The following is a 19,675-nucleotide window of genomic DNA, read 5'->3' as shown; positions in this document are numbered from 1 at the left end:
CGGCGCGCCCGTATCGGCGTGGCGTGTTCGACCGAATCTCTCAGGCGCTCGGGTCAACGGGCACACGACAGAGGGGGAGGAGCGGCCGACGCGTATGCCTCGGTCGTCCGAAGCCTCGTCTTTCCGGCACCTGGGAGAAGATCGTGACCGACCGAAACGCCTCGTCCGTACGCACTTTCGTGGACCGCCACATCGGACCCGACTCCGCGGAACTGGTCCGCATACTCGACTCGATCGGCGTCGACAGTCTCGACGAGCTTGCGCGCAAGGCAGTGCCCTCGTCGATTCTCGATACCGTGGCGGACGGCGTACCCACCGGACTGGCGACGTTGCCGCCTGCGCTCGGTGAGCACGAAGCGCTCGCAGCGCTCGCCGAACTCGCGGGCCAGAACACCGTGTCGACGTCCATGATCGGCCTCGGCTACTACGACACCTTGACGCCGCCGGTGCTGACCCGCGGAATTCTGGAGAACCCGGCCTGGTACACCGCATACACGCCGTATCAGCCCGAAATCAGCCAGGGCAGGCTCGAGGCGTTGCTGAACTTCCAGACCATGGTCGCGGACCTCACCGGCATGGACGTCGCCAATGCATCGATGCTCGACGAGTCCACTGCGGCGGCAGAATCCATGACGCTGATGCGACGCGCGAACAAGGCATCGAAATCGCCTCGGCTGCTGGTGGACGCCGATGTCTTTCCGCAGACCGCCGCTCTTCTGGCTACTCGCGCCGAGCCGCTGGGTATCGAACTGGTGTATGCCGACCTGGCCGACGGCCTGCCGGACGGCGAGTTCTTCGGCGTGTTGATGCAGCTGCCCGGCGCATCCGGACGCCTGTTCGATCACTCGGCCACCGTCGAGGCGGCGCACGGGCGCGGCGCGTTGGTTGCTGTCGGGCTCGACCTGCTGGCCGCCACCGTCGTGACTCCGCCCGGCGAGATCGGCGCAGATGTCTGTTTCGGCACCACCCAGAGATTCGGTGTTCCGATGGGCTACGGCGGACCCCACGCCGGGTACCTCGCGGTGCGGTCGGGTCACTCTCGTCAGCTTCCCGGACGACTGGTCGGGGTCTCGCTCGACGCGGACGGCCACCGCGCCTACCGATTGGCCTTGCAGACCCGTGAGCAGCACATTCGTCGGGAGAAGGCGACCTCCAATATCTGTACGGCTCAGGTTCTGCTGGCCATCGTGGCTGCGATGTACGCCAGCTACCACGGCGCAGACGGGTTGCGTGCCATAGCGGTTCGCGTCAATACGCACGCTCGAACCATTGCGGAGGGACTGCGCAAGGCCGGGATCGAGGTGGTGCACGCCGAGTTCTTCGATACCGTCCTCGCGAAGGTGCCCGGACGGGCGCAGGCAATCGTCGACAGTGCCGAACAACGTGGGATCAATCTCCGGCTGGTGGACGCCGATCACGTGGCCATCTCGTGCGACGAGGCGACCACGCCCGAGACGATATCGAGCGTGCTCGCAGCATTCGGTACCGAGGTCGACGGATGCGGGGCCGAGTCGCTGCCGACGACCATGACTCGCACCTCGGAGTACCTCACGCACCCGGCCTTCACCCGGTACCGCACCGAGACTGCCATGCTGCGCTACCTGCGTGCATTGTCCGACAAGGACATTGCCCTCGACCGCAGCATGATTCCGCTGGGTTCGTGCACGATGAAGCTGAACGCAACCGCGGAGATGGAGTCCATCACCTGGCCGCAGTTCGCCCGTCAACACCCCTTCGCGCCGGCGTCGCAGGTGCCTGGGCTGCTGCGCGTGATCGACGACCTCGAACGGTGGCTCGTCGACATCACCGGCTACGACGCGGTGAGCCTGCAGCCGAATGCAGGAAGCCAGGGCGAGTACGCGGGGCTGCTCGCCATCCGCCGCTATCACCACGACAACGGCGATGCCCAACGGGTCGTCTGCCTGATCCCGTCGAGCGCCCACGGCACCAACGCGGCCTCGGCCGTGATGGCGGGCATGCGCGTGGTCGTCGTCGCGTGCCGCACCAATGGCGACGTCGATGTCGATGATCTACGCGCCAAGATCGCCGAGCACGGCGAGACGCTCGCCGCGATCATGATCACGTACCCCTCGACGCACGGCGTCTACGAGCACGAGATCTCCGAAATATGTGCGGCAGTCCACGATGCCGGCGGTCAGGTCTACGTCGATGGTGCCAACCTCAATGCTCTCGTCGGGCTCGCGCGACCCGGCCGCTTCGGCGGCGACGTCAGCCACTTGAACCTGCACAAGACGTTCTGCATCCCGCACGGCGGCGGCGGGCCGGGCGTGGGACCGATCGGAGTTCGCTCGCACCTGCAGCCCTACCTACCCGGCCACCCGCTGGCTCCTCAGCTCGGATCGGGCCCGACGGTCTCCGGTGCCCCGTACGGTAGTGCCTCGATTCTGACCATCACCTGGGCCTACATCGCGATGATGGGCGCGACGGGTCTGCGGAAAGCGACGTTGACGGCGATCGCGTCGGCCAACTACATCGCCAGACGCCTCGACGAGTACTTCCCTGTTCTGTACACCGGTGACAACGGAATGGTTGCCCACGAGTGCATTCTCGATCTACGGGGCCTGACCAAGGACACCGGCGTCACAGTCGACGATGTTGCGAAACGATTGGCCGACTACGGATTCCACGCGCCGACGATGAGCTTTCCGGTTGCGGGAACACTGATGGTTGAGCCCACCGAGAGCGAGAACCTGGAGGAGATCGACGCATTCTGTGATGCGATGATCGCCATCCGGGGCGAGATCGATCGCGTCGGATCGGGCGAGTGGACCGTCGAGGACAATCCGCTTCGAGGTGCGCCCCACACCGCTCAGTGTCTTGTCGCGGAGTGGGATCACCCGTACTCACGGGAGCTGGCGGCCTACCCTGCAGGGTACGACCGTCCGAAGGTGTGGCCGGCGGTGCGACGGATCGACGGCGCGCACGGCGACCGCAACCTGGTGTGCTCGTGCCCGCCGATCGAGGCCTTCGCCTGATCCGAGGCGCTTGGCCTTCTTCGTCCGTTTCGTCTCGCACCGTTCTCCGGGTGAGCCGAGTGGTCAGCCCCGCGTGAGCTCGAGCATCGAAATCTCGGGCGGGGCGGCCACCCGCACCGGCGGACCCCACGCGCCTGCTCCGCGGGTGGTGTACAGCGTCGTGTTGTCGATCGTGTCCAGACCTTCGACACTCGGCTGCTGCAGCGGCACCAGGTAGCGCAGGGGCCAGATCTGGCCCGCATGCGTGTGGCCCGACACCTGCAGGTCGACACCGAGGTCCGATGCCTCCAGAGCCTGCTTGGGCTGATGTGCCATCAGCAGTACGAATCGATCGGTCTCGATCCCGTTCAGTGCTTCGATGAGGTCCGGTTCGTACGGGGCGGGCGCAGTGGCGTCGTTGATGCCGGCGATGTCGATTGCGCCATCGCCACGGGTGATCGTCGTTCGTTCGTTGCGCAGCACGTCGATACCGAGGGTCGACCAGAAATCGAGCCATTCTCCGCCGTCGCCTGCGTAGAACTCGTGATTGCCACTGACGGCGAACACTCCCGAGGGCGCGCGAAGTTCGCGCAGCGGATCGAGGTCGGCACCGACCAGGTCGACGGTGCCGTCGATCAGATCGCCGTCGAGCAACACCACGTCCGGATTCTGGGCGTTGACCGAATCGACGACCGTGCGTACGAAGCCCGCACCGCGAGTCGGCCCGGCATGAATATCGGACACCAACGCCACTCGCAGGCCCTCGAACTCCGGTGGTAGCCCGCCCAGCGACACGGCCGTGTTCGTCACGCGCGGGGTCGACGCCTCGACGAGTCCGTACGCGACAGCGCTGACGCTGACCACTGCGACCATCGCGGAGCCGACCCTCGACACGCGTAACCGGAGCGCAGCCGAATCGCGGCCCATGGCCCTCGAGGCCACTCGAAGAACCGTGCAGACCAACCCGACGAGCACTGTTCCCAAGAACAGGTACAGCACCACCGCCAACCACGTGAGACCCACGAACGCCGGAACGCGGGCCCACGACGGGTCGAGCACCACACCGCTGCCGAATCCGATCGTGGCGCACAACCACAGCACTACCAACAGCGCATCTGCCGTTCGCGTGAATCTGGCCGGTGCCCTGGTGACAGACAGAAACCGCCAATGTAGAAACAGTGAGATCAGGAGGAGGAAAAAGCCGACAAAAAGTACACGAGACATGTTCTAGTACAACAACTTTCCGAGTCGATCGGTGAGGTCCGGTGAATCCGAGCTCGACACCGCTTCCACGGTTCCGCCGGTGCGGGCGGCGATCTCGTCGAACGCGGAGGAACCGGAGTCGTCTCCGATGCGCAGGATGTTCACCGCGACCGGGCGCGCCGGATCGGACGCGGAGGTCAGGTCGGTGAGTAGCTTTTCTGTGGGCACAGACGGGTCGTCGTCGGGTCCGTCGGTGATCAACACGACGGAATTGGCGCGTCCCGGCACGTACCCGGATACCGCATCACGGTAGGCCGCCAGCAGCGATACGTAGGAATACGACGCACTCGCCGGAGTCGATCTTGCCGCGGCGGAATCGAGGGCGGAGAGTCGGGAGGTCGTGCCTACCGGAACTGTCATCGGGCCTGTCGGTACATCGATCCGATAGGCCCGCCCGCCGTCGAGGTTCTCGCTGAAGCTCCACAGGCCGAGCTCGGTGGAGTCGGGGACCCGCTGAAACTGTGCACTCAGTGCGCGCACGGTGTTCTCGAGCCTTGTCGCACCGCCTTCGGTGGTACCCATCGACTCGGAGACATCCAGTAGAACCGTCGCTCGACGCGGCAGCACCGGATTGCGCAGCACCGTCAGGAGTGCGTCGGATACCGGGCCGGATGGAGCGGCGACGGTACCGCCGTCGCCATCGTCACCGACGTCGAACCCTGCCTCGCGCAGTGTCTGTGCACCGTCCGGCTGGCGAATGAACTCGACGAACCTGGCCGCCGCGCGGGTGGACGTCTCATCGCCGGACAGTACGACTGCGGGGTGATCCGCGATAGGCGTCGGACCCAGTGGTCGAACGGCGGTCAGCGTGGACGAATCGGTCGACGCCAGTTGCTGTTCGGTGACCGGAACCGCGTGGATGGCATCGCCGGGACCCGCGGCGTTGTCGAGCGTCGCCAGTGCGTCGTAAGTAGTGGTGGGTGAGACAGCGGCGGCCTGGGTGTCGGTGACCGCCAGCTCCGATATCGCCGACACCAGTTGGCTCGACGAGACCTGATCGACGGTCAGTGCGGAGCTCGGGTCTCCGCGTACGCCTGCTGCGATCGCCGCAACGGCGAGAGTAGTTGCTCCGGTGTCGGAGCCGGTGGGCAACGCGAGGCGAAGTCCACCCCATTCCGGCAGACCGAGGGCTTGCGGGTCTCGTTGCAACCGAACGAGATCCGCCCAGCTCGCGCCGGCCGCGACCACGGCATCGGCCACAGTGGGCGGCGCGGCGAGGACAACCGGACTGGACGCGACAGCCCGGGGTGTTCCGTCGATGGCTCCGCGATCGGTGACGGACTCGACATCGGCAGAGGACTGCGGTATCCACAGCCCCGGCCGATTGCCGAGCACCGCGGTGTCCCAGTTGTCGATACCGGAGTTCACGGCCGCCCGAATCGTGTCCGAGGCGGTGGCCCGAACCTGCACCGTCACACAGTGATCCCGCACCACAGGGGCCGATTCGTTGAAACGAGCGGCCAACTGTTCGACCGGTCCGGAGATGTCGGGATCGGCGGCCACGGTGAGTACCGCCGATCCCTCCACACATTGATTGGCAGCGTCGACCCCTTGATCGGAAATTCGATCACGCAGAGCGAACCACCCGAACACCGCCGCGACGACCACCGCGATCGTGATCACGACGATCACCGGTCCGGCGGCTACCGAGCGCCCGCGCCCTGTGTTCCGATGTTCACCCACGTGGTCGACAAGTCCGTCAGGCGTTGACGGCCTTGTACTCCCGTCGGCGGCGATGCAGGATCGGCTCGGTGTAGCCGTTGGGCTGGCTGGTGCCCTGGAAGATCAGATCACTGGCAGCCTGGAATGCGATGTTGGTGTCGAAGTCGGGAGCGAGCGGCTTGTACGTCGGATCCGATTCGTTCTGTCGGTCGACCACCGGAGCCATTCTCTTCAACGACTCACGGACCTGCTCTTCGGTGACGATGCCGTGACGCAGCCAATTCGCGATGAACTGGCTCGAAATACGAAGCGTCGCACGGTCTTCCATGAGAGCAATATCGTTGATGTCGGGAACCTTCGAGCATCCGACGCCATGGTCGATCCACCGCACCACGTAGCCGAGGATCGACTGCGAGTTGTTGTCGAGCTCGTTCTGCTTCTCCTCGTCGGTCCAGTCCGTGGACGGCGCGAGAGGAATTTCGAGAATGTCGTCGACCGTGGCGCGCTTGGCTTTCGCGATCTCGTGCTGACGGGCGAAGACATCGACCTTGTGATAGTGCAGGGCATGCAGGGTCGCCGCGGTGGGGGAGGGAACCCACGCGGTATTGGCCCCGGCCTTGGGGTGGCCGATCTTCTGCTCGAGCATGTCGTGCATCAGATCCGGCATCGCCCACATGCCCTTACCGATCTGTGCCTTGCCTTCGAGGCCGGCAGCCAAGCCGGTGTCGACGTTGAAGTCCTCGTACGCGGCGATCCACTTCTCGCCCTTCATCGCGCCCTTGCGAACGACTGGACCTGCTGCCATCGAGGTGTGGATCTCGTCGCCGGTGCGGTCGAGGAAGCCCGTGTTGATGAACACGACCCGTTCGGAGGCGGCCTGAATGCACGCCTTCAGGTTGACGGTCGTGCGGCGTTCCTCGTCCATGATTCCGACTTTGAGCGTGTTGGTCGGCAGTCCTAGAACCTGCTCGACACGGCCGAACAACTCGGCGGTGAACGCGACCTCGTCCGGTCCGTGCATCTTCGGCTTGACGATGTACAGCGAACCCGTGCGCGAGTTGGAGAGCACATGGTCCGGGGTCAGCGAGTGCATCCCGGCGAGGGAGGTGAACAGTGCATCGAGAATGCCCTCCGGCACCTCGTTGCCCTCGGCATCGAGAATTGCGTCGGATGTCATCAGGTGTCCGACGTTGCGGACGAACAGCAGTGAGCGACCGTGCAGCGTGAGCTCCGAACCTTCGACAGAGGTGTAGGTGCGGTCCTTGTTGAGCTCGCGAGTGAACGTCTTGCCGCCCTTGGAGACCTCCTCGGTGAGATCGCCCTTCATCAGCCCGAGCCAGTTGCGATATCCCAGAACCTTGTCCTCGGCATCGACGGCAGCGACGGAGTCCTCGAAGTCCATGATCGTCGTGACGGCGGATTCGAGCAGCACGTCCTTGACTCCGGCACCGTCGGTCTTGCCGATCGGGCTCTCGGGATCGATCTGGATCTCGAAGTGCAAGCCGTTGTGCACGAACAGTATCGCCGACGGTGCGTCCGGGGTGCCCTGGTAGCCGAGCAACTGCGACGGGTCTTGGAGACCGACGGTGCTTCCGTCTGCCAGCGTCACGGTCAGCGATGCCGCGTCGACGACGTATCCGGTGGTGCCGACGTGCGAGCCGGAGCTCAGTGGCAGTGCCTCGTCCAGGAAGTCACGTGCGAACGCGATGACCTTGTCGCCGCGGACCTTGTTGTAGCTCGACCCCTTCTCGGCACCGTCGGTCTCGGGGATGGCGTCGGTTCCGTACAGGGCGTCGTACAGCGAGCCCCATCGTGCATTGGAGGCGTTGATCGCGAATCGGGCATTGAGCACCGGCACCACCAACTGAGGTCCCGCAGTGGTGGTGATCTCGGTATCGACCCCGGAGGTGGTGATCTGGAAATCGGCAGGCTCGTCGAGTAGATAGCCGATTTCCTTCAAGAATGCCTTGTACGCGGCGCGATCGTAGTCGGGGCCCGCATGTTCGCCGTGCCAGGCATCGACCTTGCCTTGGATCTCGTCGCGGACGGCCAGCAGTGACTTGTTCTTCGGAGCAAGATCGGCGATCACCGATGCGGCACCGGTCCAGAAGGCCTCGGAATCTACATCGGTACCCGGCAGCGCCTCCTTTTCGACGAAATCGAATAGGACCTTGGCGACTTGAAGTCCACCAGCCTGCACACGATCGGTCATGAAATCCTCACTCTTTTCGGTCACGGACACCCGTGACGGTGTCCCCACGACAACGAGGCCAATGTTACTCGGCGGTAATTCCGACACCGTACTCGCCGCCGATCAGTAGATTCTGGCATCGAGCGATGAGCGCCGAGCGCAATGGTGCCGCTTCGGCCGACAGTTCACCCTGCGCGCGCACATATTCTGCTCGACCGACCGGGGTCTCGATACGAATGGGTTCGAGATCGTAGTCGCTGAGGTCGTACGGGCTCGCACGCATATCGATCGTTCGCGCGTGCAGAGCCAACTCGAAGCAGTCGGTCAGAAACTCGGAATCGATCAGAGGTCCCAGCTTGTAGCACCACTTGTACAGGTCCATCGATGCGTGGATGCAGCCGGGCTGCTCGGATGTCAGACGCGATTGCGGCGACAGTGGCACTGCGTTGCGCGGCGCGGCGTCGGGGGTGAAGAACCGGAAGGCGTCGTAGTGGGTACACCGCAACGTCATCGAGTCGACCACAGCGTCCGTGCCCTCGCGGCCGAGCCGAAGCGGCACCTGCTCGTGCCGTTGCGCGGAACTACCCCCGCGGTAGACCATGGCCCACTCGTGCAGCCCGAAGCAGCCGAGCAACGGTGCTCTTTCGGTGGTGGCGGTCAGCAGTCCGAGAGTGAACTCGATACTCGATCGCCGACGCTCCACGAGATCCGATCGAACCCGGTAACCCGGGCCCTCGGGCGTGTCCACCCGCTCGTAGGACGCGAAGTCCGCGTAGTCACCGGCACCAGGGCCGGTGAGAACGACGCCGTGGCCCGGATTCCACCGCCGCAACTGGCCCGGCCGATGACTGTAATAGGTGAACAGAAAATCCAGGACCGGATGGACCTCGCCATGTCCTCGGTCGGTCAAATAGTCACCGACTAGGTTCTCGATCCGCACGGCATGGGCGGTGCGCCTGCCGGTCCACTCTGCCTCGCTCAGCGATGTCGAGCCGAGCATTCACAGGTTCCGTGGGGGAGCGGTCGACGTGGCGGGCCCGGTACCGGGTGCGGACTGACCCGGTCGCGGGCCGGCGACCCGGTGCGTTCCGTCTCGGACGGTACCGACGAATTCCTCGACCAGGTCCTCGAGAGCGACGATGCCCACCGTGGCACCCGTCGCGTCGTGAACAGCCCCGAGGTGGCTGCTGGCACGCCGTAATTTGGTCAGGGCGTCGTCGAGCACCGTGTCGATCGAGACGACGGGCAGTGACCGAACGTCGCTGCGGGGAATGACGGTGTCCGGTCCGGCCGACTCGTCGGCCATGTCGTCGAGCACGTCCTTCAGGTGTAGGTACCCGACCAGCGCACCTGCCGAATCCCGTACGGGGTAGCGAGAGAAGCCCGTCTCGATGACAGCACGTTCGACCGAGCCGAGCGTCGGTCCGAGAAGGTGATCGGGGCCGGACAACTCGATGGTACGAACCTGATGGTTGGGAATGAGCACCTCGCCGACAGTCCGACCGGACGTGTCGAGAGCCTGCCGCAGTCTGCGATGCTCTTCGGCGTCGATCAAGCCCTCGGATCGTGATTCGCCGATCATCTGCGACAACTCCACTGCCGAGACCGAGGAGCTCAACTCGTCCTTGGGCTCGATTCGCAGCAACCGAAGGGTCAGATTGGCGCACAGGTTGTAGAACGAGATCAGCGGCAACGCCACTTTGATGAACAGCAGATGGATCGGCACCAGAATCATGGCGGTGCTCTCGGGGCCCGCGATCGCGATGTTCTTCGGAACCATCTCACCGACCAGGATGTGCAGCACGACAACGAGGGTCAATGCGATGGCGAAGGCGATCGGGTGCAGGAACGAATCGGGAATGCCGATCGCCTCGAGTGGAACCTCGATGAGGTGCGCCACCGCGGGCTCGGCCACACGGCCGAGAAGGATCGAACAGATCGTGATACCGAGCTGCGCAGCTGCCAGCATCTGCGAGAGATTCTGACCGGCCTCGATCACGCTCTGTGCACGCTTCTTGCCTTGCGCGAGCAGTGCTTCGAGTCGGTCGCGTCGGGCGGAGATCAGCGCGAACTCGGCTCCGACGAAGAATGCGTTGCCCGCCAGCAGCAGTACTGCCAGGCCCACACCGAGGAAGTCACCCATCGACCTCTCCCTCCGAACGTAGTCGAGCAACCGCTGCGGCGTCGACAGGCAAGATCAGCACCCGGTCGATCCGGCGACCGTCCATCCGAACCACCCGCGCGATCCAACCGCCGTTGCTCTCGTGCGGGTCCTCGCTCGACGTGGGCGGTAGCAGAACTGCGTCCCCTTCGGTCGGGATACGACCCAGCTCGGTCAACACCAGTCCGCCGATCGTTTCGTACTCGCCTTCGGGTGCCGAATATCCCGTGGCCGAAGCCACTTCGTCGATTCGCAGCAGACCGGCGCAGTCCCACCCGTCACCCGATCGAGCGACGTCGAGCTCCGGCTCGTCGTGCTCGTCACGAACGTCGCCGACGATCTCCTCGATGAGATCTTCCATCGTGACCATGCCTGCGGTACCGCCGTACTCGTCGACGACGAGGGCCACCTGCATACCGTCCGCACGCACCCGCTCCATCACCGCATCGCCGTCCAGGCTCGACGGGACCACCGGAACATCACGGGCCAAGGACTCGACCGTCGTCGAGCGGCGTTGCGCTGCTGCGACGGTGAATGCGTGCTTGATGTGGACGACACCCACGGTGTCGTCCAGATCGCCGTCGACCACAGGAAACCGGGAGAAGCCAGTGCGAGCAGCGGTTTCGATCAGATCGGCCACGGTGGCGTCGGTGTCGAGCGTTTCGATCTTCACCCGCGGCGTCATCAGTTCCTCTGCTGTGCGGTCGCCGAACTGCAACGATCGATCGACCAATCTTGCAGTGTTCTCGTCGATCGATCCCTGTTGGGCCGATGTGCGAACCAGTGAGCCCAGTTCCTGTGGTGACCGTGCCGATCTGAGCTCCTCGGCCGGCTCTATCCCGAGCCGGCGGACGAGCAAGTTGGCCGAGCCGTTGAGTCCGTTGATCGCCCACTTGAAGATCAGCGAGAAACCGGCCATGGCACCGGCGGTGACACGAGCGGTCGACATCGGCTTGGCGATCGCGATGTTCTTCGGGACCAATTCACCGAAGATCATCGAGAACGAGGTGGCCAGAATCAGCGCCACCGCAAGCGAGATGCCCGACGCCAGTGTTTGCGAGGCGCCGAGCGCACCTGCCACCGGCCGAATGAAGCCCGCCAGGACAGGTTCGGCAAGATAACCGGTGATCAGGGTGGTGATCGTGATGCCGAGCTGCGCGCCGGACAGCTGGAAAGACAGCGTCTTGTGAGCGTGCAGAACCTGACGAGAACGTAGATCGCCGTTCTCGGCTCGCGACTCGACGGCGCTGCGTTCGAGCGCCGTGAGTGAGAATTCGGCCGCGACGAACAAGGCGGTGCCTGCAGTCAGAGCGACGAATCCGAGCAGGCTGACGATGGTGAGGAACGTGGCCACGTGTCAACGCCGCCTGGGCTGGGGCCGTCGTAGTTGGGACAACAAAGTCGCGCCACCGGAGTGGGCGGAGTTGCTCGAAGTGGTGTCGCCGGGTTTCTCTCCCGGCTCGATAGAGGAGCCCTCCGACGTGGAACCGTCGTCGTGCTGCTCGGCAGTTGCCGGAGCGGCAACCGAAATAGTGGGTGCCTCGGGCACCTGATTCCCTTCTGTCTGGTTCGCGCTGTGGACCCGCCCTACGGGAAGCCGACAAAATCGGCCACCCGTCCGAACGAAGTTCGGACGAGCGGCGCGCGAACGTGTGCGTGTGCTGTGAGTGAGTCTAACCGTGCCTGCCCGTCACCACCCGGAGGGCAGTGGCCGGCCCTCGGCGAACCCGGCGGCGGACTGAACACCCAGTACCGCGCGCTGCGCCAATTCCGGCAGAGTGCGAGCGCCGGCGTACGTGCAGGTGCTGCGAACTCCGGCGCAGATGTGATCGATCAGATCCTCGACGCCGGGACGGTCTGGATCCAGTCGCATCCGGGAACTGGAAATGCCTTCCTCGAACAATGCCTTGCGGGCCCGGTCGAAGGCGCCGTCGGTGGCGGTACGGGCGGCGACCGCCCGCTTGGACGCCATCCCGAAGCTCTCCTTGTAGCGGTTGCCCGAGGCATCGACTCGCAGGTCGCCCGGTGACTCGTAGGTGCCGGCGAACCAGGACCCGATCATCACGTTCGCGGCGCCTGCAGCCAATGCGAGTGCAACGTCACGGGGATGACGCACGCCCCCGTCGGCCCAGACCGAAGCCCCGAGTTCGGCCGCTGCAGCGGAACACTCGGCCACAGCCGAGAATTGTGGTCGACCGACCCCGGTCATCATTCGTGTCGTGCACATCGCGCCGGGACCGACACCGACCTTGACGATGTCTGCGCCCGCCTGCACCAGATCGCGGGTGCCCTGTGCAGACACGACGTTGCCGGCGGCAAGGGGAACCCCGAGATCGAGGGCGCGCACCGCGGAGAGGGCTTCGAGCATCTTCTGCTGATGTCCGTGTGCGGTGTCCATGACGAGCACATCGGCTCCGGCCTCGACCAGGGCTGTGGCCTTGTCGGCGACGTTGCCGTTGATGCCGACGGCCGCTGCAATCCGCAACCGTCCCGACGCATCGACCGCAGGCGCGTATATACCCGTGCGTACCGCTCCGGTCTTGGTCACCACGCCTGCGAGGGTGCCGTCGTCCTCGATGACGACCGCGAGGTGCGCATGCGCCGCCTCCATCAACTCGAAGACTTCCTTCGGCGATGCGTGCCGAGGCGCTCGCACGAAGTCGGTGGACGCCACCGAACTCACGCGCGCGAACCGGTCGACATCGGCGCAGGCATCCTCGGTCACGACCCCGACGGGTTTACCGTGCTCGACGATCACGACGGCTTCGTGCGCCCGCTTGTGCACCAGTGCCAATGCGTCGGACACCGATGCGTTGGGGTCCAGCACCACGGGGGTGTCCGCGACCAGGTCCCGGCTCTTGACGAATGCGACTGTGTCGGCGACGACTTCGGTCGGCAAGTCCTGTGGGATGACGGCAATGGCTCCGCGCCGCGCGACGGTCTCCGCCATCCGGCGGCCTGACACAGCTGTCATGTTCGACACGACTATCGGGATGGTCGTTCCTGACCCGTCGACGGTACTGAGATCGACATCGAAGCGCGATGTGACGTCGGTTCGATTGGGGACGAGGAAGACGTCGTCGTAGGTGAGATCGTAGGGCGGTCGGTGACCATCGAGAAACTGCACGTTGATCGAGACTACCGGTCGGGTCGGCGCAGTGGGGTCGACGCCCCGCGAGCGGCCTCGGGTTCGAGAACGACCGAAGCCTGCTCCCGCGACAATCGAACCGTCGTGACGATCATGACCGCAACCGCCACGGCGATGGTCGCCAGTGCGCCGCCGTCGGTTCGGATTCGTTCGTCCAGCACCGTGACACCGATGAATGCAGCGCCGAGAGGTTCGCTGATAGTGATGGCAGGCATCGATGCCGACAGTGGGCCGACCTGGAATGCGCGTTGCTGCAGATAGAACCCCAGAACCCCGCAGCCGACCAATGCGTAGGTCTGCCAGGCTGTCAGCGCGCCGAACAACTCGGTCTCGACGAGGTCGGTGACGAACTTCGTCAGAGCTGCAGCCAGGCCGAACAGCAATCCTCCTGCCGCCCCGAGAAGTAGCGCCCTGGCTCCGGGGGCCCTGGCCAGCAGTCCGCCCGCCACCGCGCCGCCGATCACGACGGCCGCGATGATCAGCGGAACGATCCAGTCGGACAGGGGTGCGTCGGTGTTCCCCTCGCTGGGATCGCCGACCACTATGAACACGGCCAGCGCCGCCGCCAACAGGAACGCAAGTGCCCACGTGGAGCCGGGAAGGGCTCGGCCCGTCAACTTCGCCGACATCGGGAGTGCGAACAGTAGTGCGGTGACCAGCAACGGCTGAACGACCAGCACCGAACCGACCCAGAGCGCAGCGATCTGCACTGCGTAGCCGCCTCCGTCTCCGATCACCCCCACCCACCATCTGGGGTTACGGATGAGGGCCGATACCAGGGACGTGCCTTCCGGCACGGAGGCCGCGGCGCTCTGCTGCGCTACCGACGCACACGCGAACAGAAACGCCGAGACCAGCGCGAGCGTGATCGACAACCAGAGCGAGTTCACCTGCGCCGTCCTCGGCGCTCGCCCCGCCTGCCCCCGGTGCGCCCGCTTCGCTCGTGCCGGGAGGGCACGGAGCCGCGTGACCCGCGCGATCGGCGATTGCCGCCGTCGACCCCGGAGGTTCGTGAGGGCGCGAGCGTCGGCCGACCGGAGGGCGTTCGCGCACCGGTTGCCTGACGCCACGAGGTCGAATCGGTGTCGGTGTCGACCACAATGGGAAGGACACCGGCCTCCTCCGCCATAGCGCACACGAGATCCAGTTGCTCTGCAGTGGCCAACGTCACGACTGTCCCGCTCGCTCCGGCCCGGGCAGTGCGGCCTGCTCGATGCTGGTAATCCTTGGAATCGAGAGGCGGATCGACGTGCACGACCAGCGTGACGTCATCGACGTGAACGCCACGCGCAGCGACGTCTGTCGCGATCAGGGCGAGCGAGCTACCGTCAGCGAATTCGGCCAGTGCACGCGTGCGGTGTGCCTGAGTTTTGTTGCCGTGCAACGACGATATCGGAACGCCCAGCCGGCGGCATTCGTCGGCGAGTCGATCGACCGCGTGAGTCGTGCGGACGAACAGCAGCGTGCGACCGTCTCTGTTGGCAACGGCGGCAGCTATTTCGGTCTTGCGGGCAGCGTCGACGCGAAACACGTAGTGCACGATGTCGGGTTCACTCACCGATTCGGCAAGTGAATGTTCGGCGGGGTCGGTCAGGAACTTCTCGACCAGTCGGTCGGTGTCTTGATCGAGGGTGGCCGAGAACAGCAACCGCTGGCCGTCGGCGGGTGTCGCGGCGAGCAGGGCTTCGACCTGGGGCAGAAATCCCATGTCCACCATCCGATCCGCTTCGTCGATCACGGTCATCTCGACCTGGCGCAACGTGATCGACCGCCGCTCGAGCAGATCTCGGAGTCGGCCGGGGGTGGCGACCACGATGTCGATACCGCGCTGAATGTCGCGGACGTTGCGCTCGAGTGGCACTCCTCCCACGACCGCGACCGTGCGCAGACCGAAGACGGCACCGTGTAGGTCCAGTACCTCGTGGATCTGAAGCGCGAGTTCCCGAGTCGGAGCCAGCACGAGCCCGCGCGGTGCGCCCGGTTCGCTTCGGCGCCCGGCCAGCCGCACGAGCAGAGGCAGTCCGAATGCGAGCGTCTTGCCCGAGCCGGTCGGTGCGCGCCCGAGGATGTCGCGGCCGGCGAGCGCATCCGGCAAGGCAGCGATCTGGATCGGAAACGGTGTCCGTACACCCGCCTTGTCCAGTGCGTGCACGAGAACTACCGGCAGGCCGAGGTCTGCGAACGATGGAGCGGAATGACCCGGCATGGCTGTGACCTTACCGCTGCGTCGAAGACGCCCGGACCCTTCTTGTCGGTACCCGCCGCAATACTGCCGTTGGAACGCATGTTCGAAGTGAGTTCCACGACCGTGATCGCCGAGGGGGCGGTTGCATGCCGAGTTGGGGGAGCTATGTGCAAAATGTGTCAGGGGCGCAGTGCCGACGAGTACGTCCAGGATCTGAAGCGCTCGATCGACGAATTCGGGTGGGCACTGCAGTATGTCGAATCGGAGGTCGACCGGTATGGAATTCACCCGGCCTTCTGCTACACGGTAGGACTCACCGATCTGGGTAGTCCGGAGATCGTTGTGACGGGCCGCGGGCCGCAGGAGTCCTCGCGGATCCTGAATTCGCTCGGTAGCTTCGTGGCCTCCGGAATGCTCGACATCGAGGCCGGGATGGGTTGCTCGGCAGCAGGGTTCGAGTTGTTCACCATCGATGTACCGGACTGCGCCGACATCCTCCATGCCGCCTCCGACGTGTACGGAAACGGTCGATTCGGTGCCGTGCAGACGGTCTGGCGAGACCTCGACGGGTCGTTGCCATGGGAGGGCATCCCCTCGATCGTGGTGCAGCCGATCTTCGGCCCGATTCCACACTGACAGAGCATCGCCATGCACTGCGGTGGCGCTGGACGACGAGGTCAGCGCCACCGCGTGAGTGCGAGCCTTGTCAGGCCTGGACCTCGGAGCGATCGCCACTCCACAGAGTGTGGAATTTGCCGTCGGAATCAGTGCGCTCGTACGTGTGCGCTCCGAAGAAGTCACGCTGGCCCTGCGTCAACGCAGCGGGCAACCGCTCGGCCCGCAGCGCGTCGTAGTACGACAGCGAGGAGGCGAACGCCGGTACCGGAATGCCCAGTGAGGCCGCGGTGATCACGACCCGACGCCAGCTGTCGATGGCGTCCTCGATCGCGTCGCGGAAGTACGGTGCCAGGATCAAGCTGGGGAGTTCGGCGTCGTCGTCGTAGGCGTCCTTGATCCGGTTGAGGAACCGCGCCCGGATGATGCAACCACCGCGCCAGATCGTGGCGAGGTCGCCGGGATGCAGATTCCAGTCGTACTCGGCGCTGCCCGCAGCGATCTGATCGAAACCCTGTGCATAAGCGACGATCTTGGACGCGTACAGGGCCCGGCTGATGTCGTGTGTGAACTGCTCTGCGTCGGTGGGCTTGTCGGCCAGAGTTCCGGAGGCAAGGCCTACGGCGGCCTTACGCTGGGACCGCGAGCCCGACAGAGCCCGAGCAAAAACAGCCTCGGCGATACCCGTGACGGGAACTCCGAGGTCGAGAGCAGCCTTGACCGTCCAGCGTCCGGTGCCCTTCTGCTCGGCGGCGTCGACGATCACGTCCACCAGAGGCTGACCCGTCTTGGCGTCGACCTGGCGAAGCACCTCGGCGGTGATCTCGACCAGATAGCTCTCCAGATCGCCGTTGTTCCACTCGCTGAACACGTCGGCAATCTGCGCCGGGTTGTAGCCGAGTGCGTCGCGGAAGAGGTTGTACGCCTCACCGATGAGCTGCATATCGGCGTATTCGATGCCGTTGTGCACCATCTTGACGAAGTGACCGGAGCCGTCCGGTCCGATGTGAGTACAGCAGGGGGTGCCGTCCACCTGCGCTGCAATGGATTCCAGCAGCGGGCCGAGCGCCTTGTAGGACTCGGCCGGACCTCCGGGCATGATGGAAGGGCCGTTGAGCGCGCCTTCCTCGCCGCCCGAGATACCGGCCCCGACGAAGAGCAGACCGCGCTCCTTCATCGCAGCCTCTCGGCGGATGGTGTCGGTGTAGAGCGCATTACCACCGTCGATGATGATATCGCCCTCTTCCATCGCGTCGGCGAGCTCCTCGATGACGGCGTCGGTCGGATCTCCTGCCTTGACCATGATGAGAACCCGGCGCGGCTTCGCGAGCGCTGCCACGAATTCCTCGATGGTTTCGGTGCGGATGAACGTGCCTTCGGTGCCGTGCTCGTCGATCAGCGCATCGGTCTTCGCGATGCTGCGGTTGTGCAATGCGACGGTGTGTCCGTGATGGGCGAAGTTACGTGCGATGTTGGAGCCCATGACGGCGAGTCCGGTGACTCCGATCTGAGCCAGTTCTGTCGGTTCTGCTGCTGAGGTCATACAGACAGCTTTCCTTGCCGAGCGATCGAGCGCGAGCCAACCCCCGAGCAGATGTGAAACCTGCCCGCGCACAAAGACACGAGGTGTCGCATTCGCGAAGAATGCGACACCTCGTGTCGTGGATGTACGCAGATCGGTTCACGATCGCTCGATGGTGAACCGATCAGTGGCCGCCGAGGGACCGATCAGTGGCTGCGAGCCGGACCGTCGAATCCGTCGTAGGAGCGACGCTCGGTGCGGCTGCGGAAGCCTCCCGACCGGTGTTCGTCCTGGCGGGACGTAGATGCCGGGCGGCGGTTGTCGGAACCCCGGCTGTCCGAGCCGCGGTATGCACTCGAGTCGCTGCGACGTGGGCGATCGCCCTGGTATCCGCCTTCGCTACGGGGGTTGGATCCCTGGTATCCGCCGCTGCTGCGCGGGTTGGATCCTTGGTAGCCGGTACGCGGGCGGTCACCCTGGTACCCGCCGCTGCTGCGCGGGTTGGATCCCTGGTAGCCGCCGCTGCTGCGCGGGTTGGATCCCTGGTATCCGCCGCTGCTGCGCGGGTTGGATCCCTGGTATCCGCCGCTGCGGGGACGGCTGTTTCGGTCACGGGGCGCGGACTCGGCGCGCAGCGGCTCACCGGTCGGCTTCTTCGCGCCGGTGATGCTGTTGAGCTCGGTCGAACCCGGCGAGACGTTGACGGCCGTGGCCTTGACGCCTGCCATTCCGGTCAGGCGTAGCACCTGGCGGCGCTGGTTGGGGAGCACGATCGCGACGACTGTGCCCTTCTCGCCCGCCCGTGCGGTGCGTCCTGCACGGTGCAGGTAATCCTTGTGATCGGCTGGCGGATCGACGTGCACGACCAGATCGATACCGTCGACGTGGATGCCGCGCGCGGCGACGTCGGTGGCGACGAGGACGGGCGTGCGCCCGTTCTTGAAGCGCTCGAGCACGCGGGTGCGCTGGTTCTGGGCCTTTCCACCGTGCAAAGACTCCGCGGCGATGCCGAGCGCCCGCAGGCGATCGGTGATGCCGTCGCAGCCCAGCTTCGTCCGAGCGAACATGATGGTGCGGCCGCCCTCGCGTGCACCGATCTCGGAGAGAACCAGGTCCTTCTGACCCCGATCGACCATCAGAACGTAGTGGTCCATCGTTCGGACGCTGGCCTTGCCGTCCTGGGTGGAGTGCTCGACGTGATCGGGCAGGAACTGGCGTACCAGCGACTGAACCTCACGGTCGAGGGTGGCCGAGAACAGCATGCGCTGACCGTCCGCCGGAGTATCGGCGAGAACGGCCCGAACCTCGGGAAGGAAGCCCATGTCTGCCATCTGGTCGGCCTCGTCGAGTGCGGTGATCTCGATAGCGTCGAGGATGCATGTGCCCTGGCGCAGATGATCGGCGAGGCGGCCCGGTGTGGCGACGAGGACATCGACGCCGCGACGTAGCTGTTCGACCTGCTTGTTGAACGGGGTGCCGCCGACAGCAGGCATGACTCGTAGACCCTGCGCGTTGGCGTAGGGCGCGAGAGATTCGACGACCTGAAAAGCGAGCTCGCGCGTCGGAACCAGTACGAGCGAACGAGGGCGCTTGGCCGCCGGTCGATCGGTGTGCAGCGACAGACGCTGCAGAATCGGCAGGCCGAACGCGAGGGTCTTGCCCGAACCTGTCTGCGCACGACCGAGAACGTTCTTGCCCGCAATGGCGTCGGGCAGCGCTTTCTCCTGAATGGGGGAGGGCACGGTGATCGAGTTGCGTGCCAGGGCGGCGACAACGGCCTCGGGCAGTCCGAGATCGGCGAAGGTGAACGCCGGTGCCGAGACGGGTGCCGCGGTGACCGCGGCGTCGGACGCGGTGGAGATCGGTGTGTTGGAAACGGGTGTGTTGGAAACAGCGTGGGTCACGCAGTAAAGCCTCTCCGGATTACGGGCACGCCAATAAGCCCGAAGCTGA

14 protein-coding genes are annotated in these 19,675 nt (G+C 65.1%); 3 read left to right on the top strand and 11 right to left on the bottom strand.

Translation table 11 applies throughout. The annotated features are described in order from the left end of the window. The first annotated feature begins 143 nt into the window (after window positions 1–143). Window positions 144–2,996: an aminomethyl-transferring glycine dehydrogenase gene (gcvP, locus tag J1M87_RS03165; protein WP_206487731.1), complete on the top strand. Its 2,853-nt coding sequence runs from the start codon at window positions 144–146 to the stop codon at window positions 2,994–2,996. Window positions 2,997–3,059: 63 nt separating this feature from the next. On the opposite strand, the gene J1M87_RS03160 is transcribed toward gcvP, so the two are convergent. From J1M87_RS03160 to J1M87_RS03135, 6 genes are all read right to left on the bottom strand, one after another. Continuing rightward, a complete protein-coding gene (locus J1M87_RS03160; RefSeq protein ID WP_206487729.1) occupies window positions 3,060–4,199 on the bottom strand; it encodes a metallophosphoesterase in 1,140 nt (379 codons plus the stop codon). A 3-nt stretch (window positions 4,200–4,202) separates the two neighbouring features. Further along, window positions 4,203–5,921, bottom strand: a complete 1,719-nt coding sequence (locus tag J1M87_RS03155; protein WP_206487727.1) for a substrate-binding and VWA domain-containing protein — start codon at window positions 5,919–5,921, stop codon at window positions 4,203–4,205. A 16-nt stretch (window positions 5,922–5,937) separates the two neighbouring features. Then, window positions 5,938–8,112 carry a malate synthase G gene (locus J1M87_RS03150; protein WP_206487725.1) on the bottom strand — a complete coding sequence of 725 codons (2,175 nt, stop codon included), beginning with the start codon at window positions 8,110–8,112 and terminating at the stop codon, window positions 5,938–5,940. A gap of 64 nt (window positions 8,113–8,176) precedes the next feature. After that, complete coding sequence (locus tag J1M87_RS03145; RefSeq protein ID WP_206487723.1) at window positions 8,177–9,091, bottom strand: 3-methyladenine DNA glycosylase; 915 nt, start codon at window positions 9,089–9,091, stop codon at window positions 8,177–8,179. Continuing rightward, window positions 9,092–10,234: a hemolysin family protein gene (locus J1M87_RS03140; RefSeq protein ID WP_206487721.1), complete on the bottom strand. Its 1,143-nt coding sequence runs from the start codon at window positions 10,232–10,234 to the stop codon at window positions 9,092–9,094. Next, window positions 10,227–11,606 (bottom strand): hemolysin family protein, encoded by a 1,380-nt coding sequence (locus J1M87_RS03135; protein ID WP_206487719.1) that lies wholly within the window; start codon window positions 11,604–11,606, stop codon window positions 10,227–10,229. The genes J1M87_RS03140 and J1M87_RS03135 overlap by 8 nt, the downstream gene beginning before the upstream one ends. Between J1M87_RS03135 and J1M87_RS03130 the strand changes: the two genes are divergently transcribed. Further along, window positions 11,599–11,805 carry a hypothetical protein gene (locus J1M87_RS03130; protein WP_206487717.1) on the top strand — a complete coding sequence of 69 codons (207 nt, stop codon included), beginning with the start codon at window positions 11,599–11,601 and terminating at the stop codon, window positions 11,803–11,805. The genes J1M87_RS03135 and J1M87_RS03130 overlap by 8 nt on opposite strands. Window positions 11,806–11,942: 137 nt before the next feature. Here the strand turns inward: J1M87_RS03130 and J1M87_RS03125 are convergent, their stop codons facing one another. Genes J1M87_RS03125 through J1M87_RS03115 form a run of 3 tightly spaced genes read right to left on the bottom strand, consistent with a single transcriptional unit; the run spans window position 11,943 to window position 15,606 of the window. Next, window positions 11,943–13,379: a GuaB1 family IMP dehydrogenase-related protein gene (locus J1M87_RS03125; RefSeq protein WP_206487715.1), complete on the bottom strand. Its 1,437-nt coding sequence runs from the start codon at window positions 13,377–13,379 to the stop codon at window positions 11,943–11,945. 11 nt (window positions 13,380–13,390) lie between these two features. Beyond that, window positions 13,391–14,290, bottom strand: a complete 900-nt coding sequence (locus tag J1M87_RS03120) for a DMT family transporter (protein WP_206487713.1) — start codon at window positions 14,288–14,290, stop codon at window positions 13,391–13,393. Continuing rightward, window positions 14,287–15,606 carry a DEAD/DEAH box helicase gene (locus J1M87_RS03115; RefSeq protein ID WP_241256298.1) on the bottom strand — a complete coding sequence of 440 codons (1,320 nt, stop codon included), beginning with the start codon at window positions 15,604–15,606 and terminating at the stop codon, window positions 14,287–14,289. Before J1M87_RS03115 ends, J1M87_RS03120 begins: the two co-directional genes overlap by 4 nt. A 153-nt stretch (window positions 15,607–15,759) precedes the next feature. Between J1M87_RS03115 and J1M87_RS03110 the strand changes: the two genes are divergently transcribed. Beyond that, entirely contained in the window at window positions 15,760–16,221 is a 462-nt protein-coding gene (locus tag J1M87_RS03110) for a DUF4262 domain-containing protein (protein WP_241256297.1), read from the top strand. A gap of 70 nt (window positions 16,222–16,291) precedes the next feature. Here J1M87_RS03110 and gndA read toward each other — a convergent pair whose 3' ends face one another. Together gndA and J1M87_RS03100 are read right to left on the bottom strand one after the other, a co-directional pair. Beyond that, window positions 16,292–17,743, bottom strand: a complete 1,452-nt coding sequence (gene gndA / locus J1M87_RS03105; protein ID WP_206487709.1) for an NADP-dependent phosphogluconate dehydrogenase — start codon at window positions 17,741–17,743, stop codon at window positions 16,292–16,294. A 185-nt stretch (window positions 17,744–17,928) separates the two neighbouring features. Next, complete coding sequence (locus J1M87_RS03100; protein WP_374222346.1) at window positions 17,929–19,626, bottom strand: DEAD/DEAH box helicase; 1,698 nt, start codon at window positions 19,624–19,626, stop codon at window positions 17,929–17,931. Window positions 19,627–19,675: the final 49 nt, after the last annotated feature.

The organism is Rhodococcus sp. KRD162 (assembly GCF_017168335.1).
In the GTDB taxonomy this organism is placed as follows: domain Bacteria; phylum Actinomycetota; class Actinomycetes; order Mycobacteriales; family Mycobacteriaceae; genus Rhodococcoides.
This window is presented reverse-complemented; position numbering and strand designations above follow the sequence as displayed.

Excerpts from the sequence above, each read along its gene's own strand:
- J1M87_RS03140 (WP_206487721.1), bottom strand. The coding sequence starts at position 10,234 with ATGGGTGACTTCCTCGGTGTGGGCCTGGCAGTACTGCTGCTGGCGGGC.
- gndA (WP_206487709.1), bottom strand. The coding sequence starts at position 17,743 with ATGACCTCAGCAGCAGAACCGACAGAACTGGCTCAGATCGGAGTCACC.
- J1M87_RS03115 (WP_241256298.1), bottom strand. The coding sequence starts at position 15,606 with ATGCCGGGTCATTCCGCTCCATCGTTCGCAGACCTCGGCCTGCCGGTA.
- J1M87_RS03145 (WP_206487723.1), bottom strand. The coding sequence starts at position 9,091 with ATGCTCGGCTCGACATCGCTGAGCGAGGCAGAGTGGACCGGCAGGCGC.
- J1M87_RS03150 (WP_206487725.1), bottom strand. The coding sequence starts at position 8,112 with ATGACCGATCGTGTGCAGGCTGGTGGACTTCAAGTCGCCAAGGTCCTA.
- J1M87_RS03160 (WP_206487729.1), bottom strand. The coding sequence starts at position 4,199 with ATGTCTCGTGTACTTTTTGTCGGCTTTTTCCTCCTCCTGATCTCACTG.
- J1M87_RS03110 (WP_241256297.1), top strand. The coding sequence starts at position 15,760 with ATGTGTCAGGGGCGCAGTGCCGACGAGTACGTCCAGGATCTGAAGCGC.